Source organism: Kribbella koreensis, from assembly GCF_039525325.1.
GTDB classification, from domain to species: Bacteria; Actinomycetota; Actinomycetes; order Propionibacteriales; family Kribbellaceae; genus Kribbella; species Kribbella koreensis.
In genome coordinates, this window is record NZ_BAAAHK010000008.1 from 149664 (window position 1) to 164291 (window position 14628).

General features: G+C 68.4%; 10 protein-coding genes and 2 tRNA genes. 9 read left to right on the forward strand and 3 right to left on the reverse strand.

The features are described from left to right. Positions 1-109: 109 nt before the first annotated feature. Together ABD116_RS18770 and ABD116_RS18775 are read right to left on the reverse strand one after the other, a co-directional pair. A complete protein-coding gene (locus ABD116_RS18770; RefSeq protein ID WP_343971375.1) occupies positions 110-2956 on the reverse strand; it encodes a hypothetical protein in 2847 nt (948 codons plus the stop codon). A 105-nt stretch (positions 2957-3061) separates the two neighbouring features. Next, complete coding sequence (locus ABD116_RS18775) at positions 3062-5839, reverse strand: phage tail protein (RefSeq protein WP_343971378.1); 2778 nt, start codon at positions 5837-5839, stop codon at positions 3062-3064. Between the two features lie 170 nt (positions 5840-6009). Between ABD116_RS18775 and ABD116_RS18780 the strand changes: the two genes are divergently transcribed. From ABD116_RS18780 to ABD116_RS18810, 7 genes are all read left to right on the forward strand, one after another. Next, positions 6010-7071, forward strand: coding sequence for an AAA family ATPase (locus ABD116_RS18780; RefSeq protein WP_343971381.1), 1062 nt, complete (start codon positions 6010-6012; stop codon positions 7069-7071). Positions 7072-7258: 187 nt separating this feature from the next. Next, positions 7259-9046 (forward strand): vWA domain-containing protein, encoded by a 1788-nt coding sequence (locus ABD116_RS18785; RefSeq protein ID WP_343971384.1) that lies wholly within the window; start codon positions 7259-7261, stop codon positions 9044-9046. A gap of 63 nt (positions 9047-9109) precedes the next feature. Next, on the forward strand, positions 9110-10288 hold the full coding sequence (locus ABD116_RS18790; protein ID WP_343971388.1) for an MFS transporter: 1179 nt from the start codon (positions 9110-9112) through the stop codon (positions 10286-10288). 8 nt (positions 10289-10296) lie between these two features. Next, positions 10297-10602, forward strand: coding sequence for a hypothetical protein (locus tag ABD116_RS18795; protein WP_343971390.1), 306 nt, complete (start codon positions 10297-10299; stop codon positions 10600-10602). 131 nt (positions 10603-10733) lie between these two features. Continuing rightward, positions 10734-11504 carry an MBL fold metallo-hydrolase gene (locus ABD116_RS18800; RefSeq protein WP_343971393.1) on the forward strand — a complete coding sequence of 257 codons (771 nt, stop codon included), beginning with the start codon at positions 10734-10736 and terminating at the stop codon, positions 11502-11504. A gap of 42 nt (positions 11505-11546) precedes the next feature. Continuing rightward, positions 11547-11948, forward strand: coding sequence for an NUDIX domain-containing protein (locus tag ABD116_RS18805; protein ID WP_343971396.1), 402 nt, complete (start codon positions 11547-11549; stop codon positions 11946-11948). A gap of 73 nt (positions 11949-12021) precedes the next feature. After that, a complete protein-coding gene (locus tag ABD116_RS18810; RefSeq protein WP_343971399.1) occupies positions 12022-12777 on the forward strand; it encodes a hypothetical protein in 756 nt (251 codons plus the stop codon). On the opposite strand, the gene ABD116_RS18815 is transcribed toward ABD116_RS18810, so the two are convergent. After that, positions 12777-12847: transfer RNA gene (locus tag ABD116_RS18815), tRNA-Gly, on the reverse strand. The two genes, ABD116_RS18810 and ABD116_RS18815, sit on opposite strands and share 1 nt — an antisense overlap. Positions 12848-12981: 134 nt before the next feature. Between ABD116_RS18815 and ABD116_RS18820 the strand changes: the two genes are divergently transcribed. Together ABD116_RS18820 and tig are read left to right on the forward strand one after the other, a co-directional pair. Then, positions 12982-13054: transfer RNA gene (locus tag ABD116_RS18820), tRNA-Pro, on the forward strand. A 77-nt stretch (positions 13055-13131) separates the two neighbouring features. Next, positions 13132-14529 (forward strand): trigger factor, encoded by a 1398-nt coding sequence (gene tig, locus ABD116_RS18825; RefSeq protein ID WP_343971401.1) that lies wholly within the window; start codon positions 13132-13134, stop codon positions 14527-14529. Positions 14530-14628: the final 99 nt, after the last annotated feature.

Genomic DNA, 14628 nt, shown 5'->3' on the forward strand with positions numbered 1-14628 from the left:
TTGTCCTGCGAATTCCATTCCCTGGAGCTGAATTACCGCTTGTTGCAATAGCCGAGCCCCGTCACCCTGCGGTGACGGGGCTCACACTGATCACGAATCGTGATGAGTCTCAGCTGCGCAAGAAGGCGACGCCATCGATCACGGCCTGCGCCGCGCCGGCCGAGACGATCTTGAGCTCGCCGGTCCGGTACGGGGTGACCGGGAGCAAGGTGACCGTCACCTTGCTGCTCGGCGCGAGCAGGGAGACCCGGCCGATCTTCACGCCCGCGTGGTAAACGTCCACGCTGCCCTGACCGGGCCCGTTGACGGTCACCAGCGCGATCCGCAGCCCGGCCTCACCGGCCTTGGTGAGCGTCGCGCCGGTCGCCTTCAACTGCGAGATCGTGCCCTTGTACGTGATCGAGCTGGTCGCCCGGGTGACAGTCCCGGTGGCCGTCAGCGCCCGGTCGTCCTGCGGCGCGACCGCACAGGCAGGCGCAGACCAGCCGGACAGGTGCCCGGTGGCGTCCCGGGCCCTGACCATGAAGCACCGATCGACGCCTGCCACCGGCGTCCACGTGACCGAGGTGGCGGTCGTCGCCTGCCAGGTGGCGGGGTACTGCCACTTGCCGTAGGCCTGACCGGCGATCGCGTCCCGGTAGACCACGTCGTACGACGCGACCTTGCCGCTGTTGTCGGTGAAGGCGTAGCTGTACTTGCCGGTGGCCGCCGTGATCACCCGCTCACCCGCACTGCTGCTGGTCAGTGTCGGCGGCGTCCCGTCGACCTCTGTGCAGAAGCCGTGGCTCCACTCGGTCTGGTTGCCGGCCCGGTCTCGTGCCCTGACCTCGAAACAGGTGGTGGTGCCTGGAGCCGCCTCGAGGCTGACGTTGGTGATGTGCTTGGGCAGCTTCTGCCAGGCGGCCGGTGTGACCACGTCCCCGAACGGCGCAGTAGGCGATGGCCGCTGCTGGTACCTGACGTCGTACTCCGCGATGCCGCTGGCCCGGTCGTCCGGGCCCGCCGGGTTGTCGGTGAACGAGTAGCGGAAGAGCAGGGTCGACCCGCTCTGGACATCCGGACCGGAGCTCGCGTTGTCCAGCACCGGAGCGAGGTGGTCGGTGTCGACCGTGGGCTGCGGGGCCAGCCAGTCGAGCGTGACGATCCGGGGCTGCCGGTTCCGGTCGTTGTAGACGAGCCGGGCGGCGTCCGCGTCGTCCGGCTGGTAGCGGGGGCTGGTCCAGAAGTACGCGGCGACCGGGCCGTACCGGCGTTCGGCCAGGTTGAGGGTGTTCAGGTCGGTGACCACGAGATCGATCGGCTTCGACGGTGAGATGACGGTGCCGGCGGTGTCCTGGACCAGGAAGTCGTAGCCGAGCTTCCAGCGCGGGCCGAGCGTGATCGTCCGCGTCGGCACCTGGCCCTGGACGTCGATGATCCGGTCGTCGGTGCCCGCGCAGTCGACCACGACCCAGCGGCCGGCCGCCTGGATGCCCTGCGCCGGTCCGCAGCCGGGTCCGGCGGGATAGGTGGTGGAGAACCCGTTGGTCGTCGCGGTCAGGTTGTCGCGCCAGTCCGGCCCGGTCCAGATCGTCTGGCCGTTCAAGCCGACCGGCAGCGGGAAGGGGTCGATCATCTTCCGGGCGGCCAGGTCGTAGACCTGCACGAACTCGCTGCTGTTCGGCATGCCCACCGCAACCAGCTTGCCGCCCCGGCCGAGGTGCGCCACCGGGCCGTCGAACTGGATGGTTCCCTTCCCGTCGGTCACCAACCCGTACTCGGTCCCGTCGTAGCGGACGCGGGTGGTCGCCAGCGCGTTGCCGGCGAACTGTGGCGGGTGCCTGAACTGATCTTCGGTGACCGCCGCGTCGGTCCAGGTCAGCCCGAGGTCCGACGTCTGGTGAACGGTGGTGAGTTTGTCATCGCGCACCCCGGTCTGCGGTGGCACCGCCGCATCGGTGACCACCTTGCTGCCGGACAGCATCACGAACTCGGACTGACCGTGGAACGGCGGTGTCTGGGCGATGGTCTGCAGCACGCCGTCCGCCCCGACGCTTGCCACCTGTGCCTGAGCAGTGACGAGCAATCGCCCGTTGCCCTGGTCTTCCGCGTCGTGCACCCCGGTGGCGAGGTTCCTGGTCACCGCGCCGTCCTGGAGGCTGACCTTGACCAGCTCCTTGGTGTCCGGCACCCGCACGGCGACGTCGTCGCCCAGCGGCAGCAACGGCTGCTTGAACGGTACGACGACTGTGCCGTCGCCCGAGCCGGTCCGCTGCTTCCAGGCCAGGGTCGTCGTCGTGTCGCTGGTAGCGGCCTGCCAGATGACCCGGCCGGGGGTGAGCTGCGCCCACGGGGTCTCCGCGGTCAGAGTCGCCACCTGCGTCGCAGTACCGGTGGCTACGTCGAGGACGTACAGGCCGGTCGCTGTGCCGAGCAGGAAGTCGTCGTCGGTGCGGTCCAGCACCTTCGCGGTGGCGGTGACTCCGGTGACGGGCGTCTCGGCGCCTGCGTAGGTACGGAGAGCGAAGGCGTCTCCGCGGGCCAGCAGCACGCCACCGGGGTAGACGTTGCGAACCGTGGTACCGGCAGGAGCGTTGATGACTTGGAGGTCGTCGGTACCCAGCCGGCGGGCTGCGGCGTCGCCGTCGCTCCACTTGACCGCGTACTCGCCGACGATGTCGGGGGTCGCGTTCATGTCGATGTTCTGGCGCGGGAAATCACCCTTGACGGTTCCGTCGAGGACGCTCTTGATGCTCCACGGGGCGGGGGTGAAGTCCGTCGGCCACCCGTAGTCGGTCAGGTAGTACTTGCTCGTCGCCGCCACGATCTGGATCGGCGGATCGGCCTCGAGACGCGGCGCGAGCAGCGTGCCCTCGCCGAGGTGGATCGGTGGCTCGGCGGCGTTGGCCGCCGTACTGGAGCCGACGGGTAGCAGTGCCAGGAGACAGGCGGCGGCGACCGCGCTACGCAACTTCAAGAGGACCCCTCCCACAGGACCGGCCAAGCCGGATCAGCGGGCGCAGCCTAGAGGCCGGGAGAGCTCAATGTCGCCGCCTGCCGGTGTTTCTGCAGGAAGTTGCAGTCAGTACCTCAAGAAGGCGACCCCGTCGATCGCGGCCGGGGCTGTCGAGGTCGAGACGACCTTGACTACTCCGCTGCGGTAGACAGTGGTCGGCAAGTAGGTGACCGTGCGCGCGGTGGTCGTCGCGGCCAGGTTGACGGTGCCGATCTTGACTCCTGCGTGGTAGACGTCGACCTTGCCCTGCCCTGGTCCGCTGATGCCGACCACTGCGATCCGCAGGGCGCCTTCGCCGGTCTTGGTCAGGTACGCGCCGTTGGCCTTCAGGATCGAGGTGGTGCCCTGGTAGGCGATCGTGTTGGTCGCCCGGGTCACTGTGCCGGACGACGTGAACGCCCGGTCGTCCTGCGGCGCCACCGAGCAGAGCGGCACCGACCACGCCGACAGGTTTCCGACGACGTCGCGGGCGCGGACCATGAAGCACTCGTCCATGCCCAGTCGTGGGGTCCAGGAGATCGACTGGATCTGGGTGTTCTGCCATGCGGCGGGGTAGACCCAGCTACCGAAGGCTGCTCCGGCTGCGGCGGTCTTATAGACGATGTCGTACGTCGCGACGGCGGTCTCGTCGGTGTAGGCCCAGCGGACGGTGGCCGGTGTCGCCAGGTTGGTACGGTCGCCGATCCGCAGCGTGACGGCGGTCGGCGCGATGCCGTCGACCTCACTGCAGTACGACGTGCTCCAGTTGCTCACGTTGCCGGCGTAGTCACGCGCCCGGACCTGCCAACACGTGTCGGTGCCCGGTACCGCGCTGTAGCTCGCCGCTGTCGTCGTGAGGCCCTGCCAGTTCGCCGGCAGGTTCCAGGCCCCGTACGGCGAGGTGCGACTGGGTCGCTGCTGGATGCGGAGGTCGTAGGACTTGACCCCGGTCGCCGGGGCGTTCGGGTCTTGCGGGTCGGTGTAGGCCCAGTTGAACGACAGGCTCGTGTTGTCCCGCAGGCGGTCGCCCGCGGTGGCACTGGTCAGCACGGGAGCAGTGGTGTCGGGGCGTTGCTGCGGGTCGGCCGCCAGCCAGGTGAGGCTGATGATCCGGGGCCGGGCGTCGGGATCCGCGTAGATGAGCTTCGCGCCGCCACCGCCGTCAGTGCGGAAGCTGGGCGGCTGCAGGAGCCTGCCGTTGATCGGACCGTAGCGGCGCTGGCCGAGACCCTGGTCGTTGAGGTCGGTGACCAGCAACTCCTTGGTGGACAGGCCACCCGCGTCCTGACCGACAGCGGTCTGTACTACGAACCCGTTGCCCAGCTGGGAGTCTGCCGCGACGGTGAGGTTGCGCGGCGCCTCCGGACCCTTGATGTCGATGACCTGCTTGCAGCCACTGAGCAGTGCCCAGCGACCGTTGACCCCGTCCGCGCCGACGGTGCAGCTACTGGCCACTGCGATCGTCTTGGTCGCCTGCGTGGTGAGGTCCTTGCCGGTCAGTACTCCGGTCGCGGTGACCTTCCAGACCGAGCTGTCAGCCATGGCGAAGGGCACTGCGTAGTCCGCGACCTTCGTCTTGGTCGCGACGTCGTAGACCTCGGCAGTCGCCGCATCCGGTGCACGATGTGAGACCAGCTTGCCGCCCTTGCCCAGTACGACCTCGTCGGCCGCAGGGAAGGTCAGGTCGCCGCCAGAGCCACGCACGCGGGCGATACCGGCCTGGTACGTGACCAGGGTGGTCCCCTCGAGCTGCAGCGGTTTGGAGGAGTTGCTGGTGCTCAGCGACGACCAGGTGGTGCCGTTGGTGGTCGTCTCGTACACGCCATGGTCTGGCTGGTAGTCAGCCGTCACCACGCGCGCGCCGGACATCGCCACTCCGCTGACCTGAGCAGCAAAGGCGGGAGTCGCCTTAACGGTCGTCAGTACGCCGTCTGCTCCGACACTGGCCACCTTGCTCTGGGCACTGACCAGCAGCCGACCGTTGTCGAGGTCTGCCGCGTCGTGGACTCCAGTGACGAAGGCTGGTGTGACAGTCCCGCCGTTGGCCGCGATCTTCGCCAGTTGCTTGGTCTCAGGCACCAGTACCGCGAGGTCGTCGCCAACCGTCAGCAGTGGCAGCCCGAAGGGCACGTCTACCGAGCCAGTGGTCGTGCCTTGCTTCCAGCCGACCGTCTTGGAGCTTGCGGTCGCAGCGGTCTGCCAGAGGACCCTGTTGGGAGTCAGCGCCGCCCAGGCCGGGTTGGCGGGGAGGGTCGTGACGGCGGTCGCAGTACCGGTTGCGGTGTCTACCACTGAGAGGTGACCGGCTACGGCGATCAGGATCGACGTGGCGGTCGTGTCGAGGATGACGGGGTCACCGAAGGCTGCACCGGTGACTGGCTTCTCGGTGTTGTCCAGTGCGCGCAGGGCGAACGAGCTGTCGGCTGCGCGGGACAGCAGGATGCCGCCGGGGTAGGCGCCCTGGTACGTCGCTCCGGCCGGTACCGAGACGTCGCTGACCGCGTCGGTGGCGATGTCGCGGAAGGTCGTTTGAGCGGCGGCCGGCGTGACGACGTACTTGCCGAGCAGGGTCGGGGGCTTGTCCGGGTCGTCACGGAGTCGCGGGGCGGTACTGACCAGGGCTCCGTTGGTGGTGCTGAGGATCTCCCACGGCTCGGGTGAATGGTCGTCGGGCTGGCCGTAGGACGTCACGTAGTACGAGCTGGTGGCCTGCCTGATCTGGAGCGCGGGGTCGGCCACGGACCGGCTGCCGACCGGTGTGCCCTCGCCGAGGTGCGGCGGCGGATCGGCGGCCATCACCTTCACGGCGGCCAGCGGCAGCAGGACGACCGCGCAGGCGGCGGCGACCAGTTTCGAACGCAGCATCATCAGAACGCAAACCCCCTCGGTGGCTGAGCCACCGTGTCTTCTCCTGATTCGCGGCACCTTAGCCGGTAACCCGGAGTAACGGAAGCGCTTGCCGGGAAATCCGATGGACACGCGCAGTGACGCGGAGGACCATCGAAGGTGTCTCCCGAAACCGCTGAAAGGACCCGATGCAGGCCGCCATCACCGTGACGCCGGCGCAGTTGCCGGACGTGTTGCTGAACGTAGCCGTGGTTCGGCCTGTCTTCGTCTGGGGCGCTCCGGGGATCGGCAAGAGCAGCCTGGTTCGCTCGTTCGCGGACTCGCTCGGCTTGGACTGCGTGACGTTGCTGGGGACGCAGTTGGCGCCGGAGGACCTGATCGGCGTACCGCAGATCGTGGACGGCCGGAGCCGGTTCGCGCCGCCGGTGAGCATCGCGCGGGAGACGCCGTACTGCTTGTTCCTGGACGAGCTGAACGCGTCGTCGCCGGAGGTGCAGAAGGCGTTCTACTCGCTGATCCTGGACCGCCGGATCGGTGAGTACGAGCTGCCCGCGGGGTCGGTCGTGATCGGGGCTGGGAACCGGGCTACCGACAACGCACTGGCTCGGCCGATGGCTTCGGCGCTGCTCAACCGGCTGGTGCATGTTCATCTGAGCGCGTCGGCGCGGGACTGGCTGGCGTGGGCCGCGGGGGCGGGGATTCACCCATGGGTGCTGGACTACCTGCTCAACCGGCCCGATCACTTGTGGACCGCGCCGCCGAAGACGGAGGAGCCGTTCTCGACGCCGCGTAGCTGGCACATGCTGTCCGACGCGCTGCACTCCTACGGCGACGAGGTGGACGACGAGACCGTCCGGATCCTTGCCTTCGGCACCTTGACTGCTTCGCATGCTTCGACGTTCCGGGCGTTCGTGAAGACGGTCCGGAATGCTTTCGGGCTGGAGGCGGTGCTGAAGGGTGAGGCGAACTGGCCGGCGGCGCCGCAGGATCGCGATCTTCTGTACTTCCTGGCCGAGACGTTCCGCGCGCGGCTGGTGAAGGAGCTGTCGGCCGACAAGGCGTCGGCGAGTCCGGCGGCGCGGCAGTTGGCCTATCGCGGCAAGGCGTTGCTGGTGGAGCTGGCCGAAATCTCATTGGAGGTAGCCCAGATCGTGATCGCATCCGACGACGACGGACGTCCTGTCCTTCCGTCCTGGTTCCTGGTCGAGGTCACCCGCGACCTGCCCCGGCTCGTGGCTGCCCGGTCCTGACATGGGGTGGGCGAGCAGGCCGGGGTGGTGGGCCAAGAAGCCGGCTCGGTGGGAGCCTCGGCTGACCCGGTGGGAGAAGCGAGCAGCCAGGCGCGAGCAGAAGCCGCCCCGCCGGGAGAACGGCCCGGCCCGCTGGGCCGCCCGAGCCAGGCGAGGACTCGGCTGATGCCTCGGTGGGGACTGGCTGATGGCTCGGCGCGGGCCTAAGAAGGATCCGGCGCTCGAAGCGATCCGCGCCGGGTGGGGCGTGGTTGCGGCGCATCCGCTCTTCCGGGCGATGGTCAGCTACCGGAGCGAGCCCCGGCGGGTGCAGAACGGTCCGTGTCCTGCCGACGGCTGGGCGGTCGTCGACTCGGACGGGACCTTCTACGCTCACCCGACGCGGTTGGCTGATGCGGATCAGTGGGCTTGGGTGTTCGCGCATTTGCTGATCCACCTGGGGCTGGGACACGCGACGCCCGGCCGGCCTGTCGCGGATCATGCTTCGGCAGCGGCTTGTGATGTGGCGGTCAATCGGTTCCTGGCGTCGTTGGGGATCGGGCGGGCGGTGGTGCGGTTGCCTGACGAGTTGCCGGGGACGGACGAGGAAGCGCTGGCGCGCGAGTGGCGGCGTACCGGCGTACCGGTTGAGTTCGGGCAGTTGGGTGTGGCTGGGCATGTGAACGACGTAGTCGTGAAGCCCTGGACTGGGTGGGGTGATCCGCCCGCCTGGGAGGACTGGTTTGCAGTTGGGCTCTCGGACGCGGCTGCGGCGGCTGTAGACGTCGCTGGTGGGGTGCGGTCGTCGCTGTCGGACGCGGGTGGTCGTCTGGATGAGTGGGACCGAGCGCTGGCGTGGTTTGTGTCGTCGTACCCGTTGCTGGGCGCGCTGGCGGCGAGCATGAAGGTCGTGGCCGAGGCGGAGCTCGCCCGCGGGTGGGACATTCACGTGGCGGCGGTGAACGCCGAGGCGGGGGAGATCTACATCAACCCGCTGCACAAGCTGACTCAGAACGAGTGGCGCTTCGTGATGGCCCACGAGATGCTGCACGCTGCTCTGCGCCACGGTGCTCGCGTAGGAGGGCGTGATGCGTACCTGTGGAACGTGGCGGCCGACCTGGTCATCAACGGCTGGCTGATCGAGATGGGCGTCGGCACGATGCCGGAGGGAGCCCTGTACGACGTATCGCTGCGCGGACTGTCCGTGGAGGCCGTGTACGACCGGATCACGACTGATCTGCGCAGGTACCGCAAGCTGGCGACTCTGCGGGGTGTGGGACTAGGGGACGTGCTCGGGCAGCCGCTGCCCCGGGTGGGCGAGGCTGCGCGGGCTGCTGACCTCGACGACATCTACCGGCGCTCGCTGACGACCGGGCTGGCGTACCACGACAGCAGCCGGGGTCTACTGCCTGCAGGGCTTGTGGAGGAGATCAAGGCGCTCGACCATCCACCGCTGGCTTGGGATGCGCAGTTGGCGCGCTGGTTCGAGGAGCATGTGCCGTCGGTGTCGAAGGTACGGACGTACGCTCGCGCCTTGCGTCGCCAGGCGAGTACGCCGGACATCCCGCGGCCGGGGTGGATCCGGCCGACCAGTGTCGAGCGACTGCCGACGTACGGGGTGGTCCTGGATACGTCCGGGTCGATGTATCGGCCGCTGCTGGGGAAGGCGTTGGGCGCGATCGCGTCGTACTCGATGGCACGGGACGTCCCGGCGGCTCGAGTGGTCTTCTGCGATGCGGCGGCGTACGACGCGGGGTATGTGCCGGTCGACGAGATCGCTGGGCGGGTGAAGGTGCGTGGGCGGGGTGGGACGGTGCTGCAGCCGGGGGTGGATCTGCTGGAGCGCGCGGACGACTTCCCGGTGGACGGGCCGATCCTGATCATCACGGACGGCCAGTGCGACGTAGTACGGGTGCGGCGTGAGCATGCGTGGCTGGTGCCTGCGGGAGCGACGCTGCCGTTCACGCCGCGGGGTCCTGTCTTCCGCGTGCAGTGAACAGGCTTCGCTGTCGGTGAACCGAGCTGTTGCTTGAACCCGTCGCATTGCGAGGGTCTGGGCATGTGGCGCAACCGGGAGTTCCTGAAGCTGTGGTCAGGGCAGGCGATCTCCTGGACCGGCAGTGCGATCACCACTGTCGCCATGCCGCTGGTTGCCGTCGTCACTCTGCATGCGTCGGCTGTGGAGATGGGTGTGCTCGCGGCCCTCAATGTCCTTCCACACTTGGTGTTTGGGCTCCCAGCGGGCCTATGGGCCAGTCGCTTCTCGCTGCGCCGCGTACTGATTGTCGCTGACCTGGGCAGAGCGCTATTGCTCGGCGCGATCCCTTTGCTGGCAAGCATCGGGCACCTACAGATGCTTCATCTCTACCTGGTCGCGGTTGGCGCCGGCACCCTCACACTGCTGTCCGACACCGCCTCGCAGTCGCTGCTGCCGGTACTCATCCCGCGCAAGGACCTGATGTCCGCCAACAGCGCAACCCTCTTCACCCAGACCGTCGCCGGCACCGCCGGCCCATCCCTGGCCGGCGCCCTGATTGCGGCCGCCAGCGCCCCCTTCGCCATCACCTTCGACGCTCTGTCCTACGCCGCATCCGCAGTTACCTCTGTACTCCTCAAGAAACCACCGCCCCTCCCTACCTCTCGCGGACCCGCGTTATCCCTCACGGGCGGCCTACGACACCTCTTCGGCGACCCGCTGCTCAGACCACTGGTCATCTCCGCAACAGCAGCCGCAGCCTTTGGAGCCCTCCAGGCCCCGCTGGCGGTCCTCTACCTGGTCCGGGAACTCCACTGGTCCCCAGTGCTCGTCGGCGCCGCCATCACCGTCGCAGGAGTCGCCTCCGCACTCGGCGCACTCGCAGCCCCGGCGTACGGGCGTCTCCTAGGCCTAGGCCGCGCCTACATCACCGGCCAGCTCCTCGCATCCCTCTCAGGCCTAGCCCTAGCCGCAGCCCTAACCCCACTGGCCTTCCTGAGCCAGCTCCTAACCGGTCTAGGCATGCCCCTGTACGGCGTCCCCCAACGCACCCTCCGCCAATCCCTCGTCCCTCCCGCCCTACTTCCACAAACCACAGCCACCTGGCGCACCCTGGTAACCGGCGGCCAAACCCTCGGCGCCCTAACCTCCGGTGTCCTGGCCACCACCGTCGGTCTTCGCCCCACCTTCATCCTCACCACCCTCGGCATGCTCACCGCCACCCTCTACTCCGCCCTATCCGCCCTCCGCCACGCGCGATGATGGCTCCCATGACCCCAGTCCACTCCGCACTGGTACTGCTGCTCGCTGCGGTGGTCAGCGCCCAGGTCCTGATGCTGATGGAAGGCGAGCGCTCACTACGCCAACGCCTGCGCGACCTGAGCTGGGGCGGCGACGCATCCTCGCTACTACTCGCCACCGCCTTGATCGCCGGAGCCCTCGGCCTACTCCTCGGCAGCCTCTGGCACAGCGCCGGCGTAGGCGCGGGAGCCGGCCTAGTGCTCAGCGTCATGGGCTGGGCAGCCGCGGTCGCCTGGGCCCATCGACGACCGGCGGAGGGCGACACCGAGGTCTGACGTTGCGGACGTCGGCGCTGGCGCCGAGCTGAGTCAGCCGACGGGGGATGTCGGTGCTCGCGCTGGGGTGGGGCAGCTGACGGGGGATGTCGGCGCTCGCGCTGGGGGTGGGCAGCTGGCAAGGTGGGCGGATGCTGACGCAGGTGGCTGATGGGGTGTGGGTGCGGCAGAGCGAGTGGGTGTGGAGCAATGCCGTGGTGGTGCGTGGGGACGGTGGGTTGGTGCTGGTCGATCCGGGGATCGATGGGGACGACCTGAGCCAGCTGGCGGATGATGTCGAGCGGTTGGGGATTCCTGTGGTTGCTGGGTTCTCCACTCATCCGCACTGGGATCACCTGCTGTGGCACTCCCGATTCGGTGACGTGCCGCGGTACGGGACCGCCGGTTGCGTACAGATCGCCAGCGAAGCGCGAGAGCGGGCGCAGGCGATGGCGGCCGAGTCTGCGTCGGGCATCCCACTCGAACTGATCGGGCTCCTCACCCCGCTACCCGCGGACGGGGGAGGCGTACCGGGCAAGCTCATCGAGCACCAGGCACATGCCGTCGGCCATGCAGCGATCCTGCTCGCGGACCGCGGCGTACTGATCGCCGGCGACATGCTCTCCGACGTACTCATCCCACTCCTCGACCCCCGCCGCCCTGGCCAACTGGACACCTACGAAGCAGCCCTCGACCAACTGGACGAAGCAGCCCGGCACGCCGAGGTCCTGGTACCCGGCCACGGGGCCGTAGCCAAAGGCCCCGAGCTGGCCGCCCGCCTGTCCACCGACCGCGCCTACCTCGCCGCACTCCGCCAAGGAACCAACCCCGCCGACCCACGCCTAGCCCAGCCCTGGCTCGCCGGCCCCCACCAGTCGAACGTAGACCAGGCCTCCGGGGCAGCCGACGAAGAGCACCCATAGCCGTCCGCCCCAAAGGCGTTCGTTTGCGCCTAGGGTGACCCGATGGCCGCCCGGATCCAGATCGCAGTCGCCGTCCTCGTCCGCGACGGCCTCGTACTCCTGGTGCACCGCCACCCCGCGCGCCAGCACTACCCCAACGCCTGGAGCTTCTCCGCCGGCGGCCACGTCGACCCAGGCGAGTCGCACCACCAAGCCGTCACCCGGGAATGCCGCGAAGAACTCGCGATCCAGATCCACGCCCCCGTACCCGTCCCCATGACGATCAGCGACCCCACCCTCGACATGCGCGCGTTCCTAGTCACCAGCTGGGACGGGGACCCGGTCAACGCGGCCCCGGAGGAGCACGACGACCTCCGCTGGTTCCGCCCCGCCGACCTCCCAGCCCTGAACCTGGCCCACCCCGAGAGCCTCCCGACCCTCCTGAGCGCCATCCGGACCGCCTGAGCGCGGTACAGAATGGAAGCCAAGGCCCGCGCCGCGGTTCTGTACTGCTCCCTCGAAGCGTTTATGGTTCGACGTGCCTGGAATCTATGAGCAGCGCTGGCGATGGGCGGTCGATTTCATCGATCCGGACCCGTCCCGGCGCCGGGCCGCGAAGGTGCGAAACGATCGGTACCGCGCCGAGCACAGTGAGTCGATCCGGCGCGAGAACGCCCTGTGGTGGTCGAACGGCCAGAGCTACGACTTCTCGGCGGAGCCTGCCCTGGAAGCGGAGTTCTACCGGCAGGTCGCGATCGGGCGGACCGCGGGCGACCACACGATCTACGGTGCGCTGTCCAGGTTCATCGACGCTTCGTGGTACCCGGACCGCTGGGCGACCTTCGAGCAGCTCACGCCGTACGCGGTGCTCTTCCTGCGCTGGGAGGCCACTTATCCCGAGGAGTGGGGGGCCGGCGACGGAGCTCCCTGGGGTCTGAAGAAGCGGATCCTTCGGAGCTTCGCACGAGCCGGTGTACCTGACTCGGCTCGTGCTCAGCTGGTAGAGCTCGTCACCCAGGCCGTGTCGAGAACGTACCGCTGCGAGGACCGCTGGTACGCCGCACTGGCGCGACGCGTCGACGGCCCAGACCTGAGAGCAGCCCTCGACGAGCGCCGGAAGTCACCCGATGACTTGGTGCGCGTCAAGGCGGACTACGTGGAAGCTGTCCTGGCCGACGCGGAAATGCCCGTCACCCGGGCAAGCTGGCGCCGGTACCTCGCCTGCTCGGGCACGAACGTGACAGAAGGCCCCTGGTCACCGGATCCCGGCGGCCAGAGGCCTTCTGCTTCCTGAGCGGGTGACGAGAATCGAACTCGCGTAGTCAGTTTGGAAGACTGGGGCTCTACCATTGAGCTACACCCGCATGCGCCCTGTTGGGGGCACGCGCACATGATTCCACATGGCCGGGCCAGGTCTCAAACCGGTTCCCGTCGGCGGTCTCGATGGGGGTGGTGGCGCGAGCACTGGTCCGCGTCCACTAGACTCGTGCGGTCACTGCGGGGCGTAGCGTAGTGGCTAGCGCGCCTGCTTTGGGAGCAGGAGACCGCAGGTTCGAGTCCTGTCGCCCCGACAAACCCCAGCAGCACCGTGCAGCGTGGCCTGTCCGGCCACGGCTGTGAACGTCATCGACCAAGGAGAACCGCCACCGTGAAGAGCACCGTCGAGTCCTTGAGCCCGACCAAGGTCAAGCTCATCGTCGAGGTGCCGTTCGAGGAGCTCAAGCCGAGCCTCGACGCGGCGTACAAGAGCATCGGAAGCCAGATCGTCGTCCCCGGCTTCCGCAAGGGCAAGATCCCGCCGCAGGTCATCGACCAGCGGGTCGGTCGCGGTCCGGTGCTCGAAGAGGCGATCAACGACGCGCTGCCGAAGCTGTACTCGCAGGCCGTCCAGGACAACCAGGTCAAGGCGATCGGCCGGCCTGAGGTCGATGTGACCGAGTTCAACGACAAGGAGAGCCTGCAGTTCTCCGCCGAGGTCGAGGTCCGTCCCGAGATCACCCTGCCGGACCTCGAGGGCCTCGAGGCCGGCGTCGAGGACATCGCGATCAGCGACGACGAGGTGAACGAGCAGATCGAGGCGCTGCGCCAGCGGTTCGGCGCGCTGAACCCGGTCGAGCGCGCGGTCGCCGACAAGGACTTCATCACGATCGACCTGTCGGCCACCAAGGACGGCGAGAAGATCGAAGAGGCGCAGGCGACCGGCCTGTCGTACCAGGTCGGCAGCGGTCAGCTGCTCGACGGCCTGGACGAGGCCGTCCTCGGCCTCAACGCGGGCGAGTCGAAGACCTTCGTGACCCAGCTGGTCGGTGGTGAGCTCAAGGGCGAGGACGTCGACGTCGAGGTCACCGTGACCGCGGTCAAGGAGCAGGAGCTGCCGGAGTTCGACGACGACTTCGCGCAGACCGCGTCGGAGTTCGACACCGCCGAGGAGCTGACCGCTGACGTCCGTACCCGGCTGGAGCGCGGCAAGCGCCTCGAGCAGGCCGGCGACGCGCGCGACGCCGTACTGGAGAAGATCCTCACCCTGGTCGAGGTGCCGGTCCCCGAGGGCCTGCTGACCGACGAGCTGGCCGCCCGCCGGGAGAACCTGGAGCAGCAGCTCGGGTACTCCGGGATGACGTTCGCGCAGTTCCTCGAGGGCGAGGAGCAGACCGAGGAAGAGTTCGACGAGGACCTGAAGAAGCGTTCCGAGGACGCGATCAAGGCCCAGTTCGTGCTCGACCTGGTGGCCGAGCAGCAGGAACTGAGCGTCAACGACCAGGAGCTGACCGAGCACATCGTCCGGCACGCCCAGCGTTCCGGTGTCAGCCCCGACCAGTTCGCCCAGCACGCCGTCGAGAACAACCTGGTCCCGAGCCTGGTCTCCGAGGTAGTCCGCGGCAAGGCACTGGCCCACCTGGTCGAGAACGCCAAGATCACCGACGCCTCCGGCAACACCGTCGAGCTCAAGACCCTCCAGCCCGACGGCACCTACGCCGACCCGGCCGACGACACCGACGCCGAAGCCCCCGTAGCCCCGGCCGAGGAAGAGCCCGCCAAGGCCTGAACCACCTGAACACCAAGCCGACGGCCCCGATCCCCAACGGATCGGGGCCGTCGGCTGTTTCGGCCCATCCCGACCTAGCTGGTAACTAACTTGCACCTG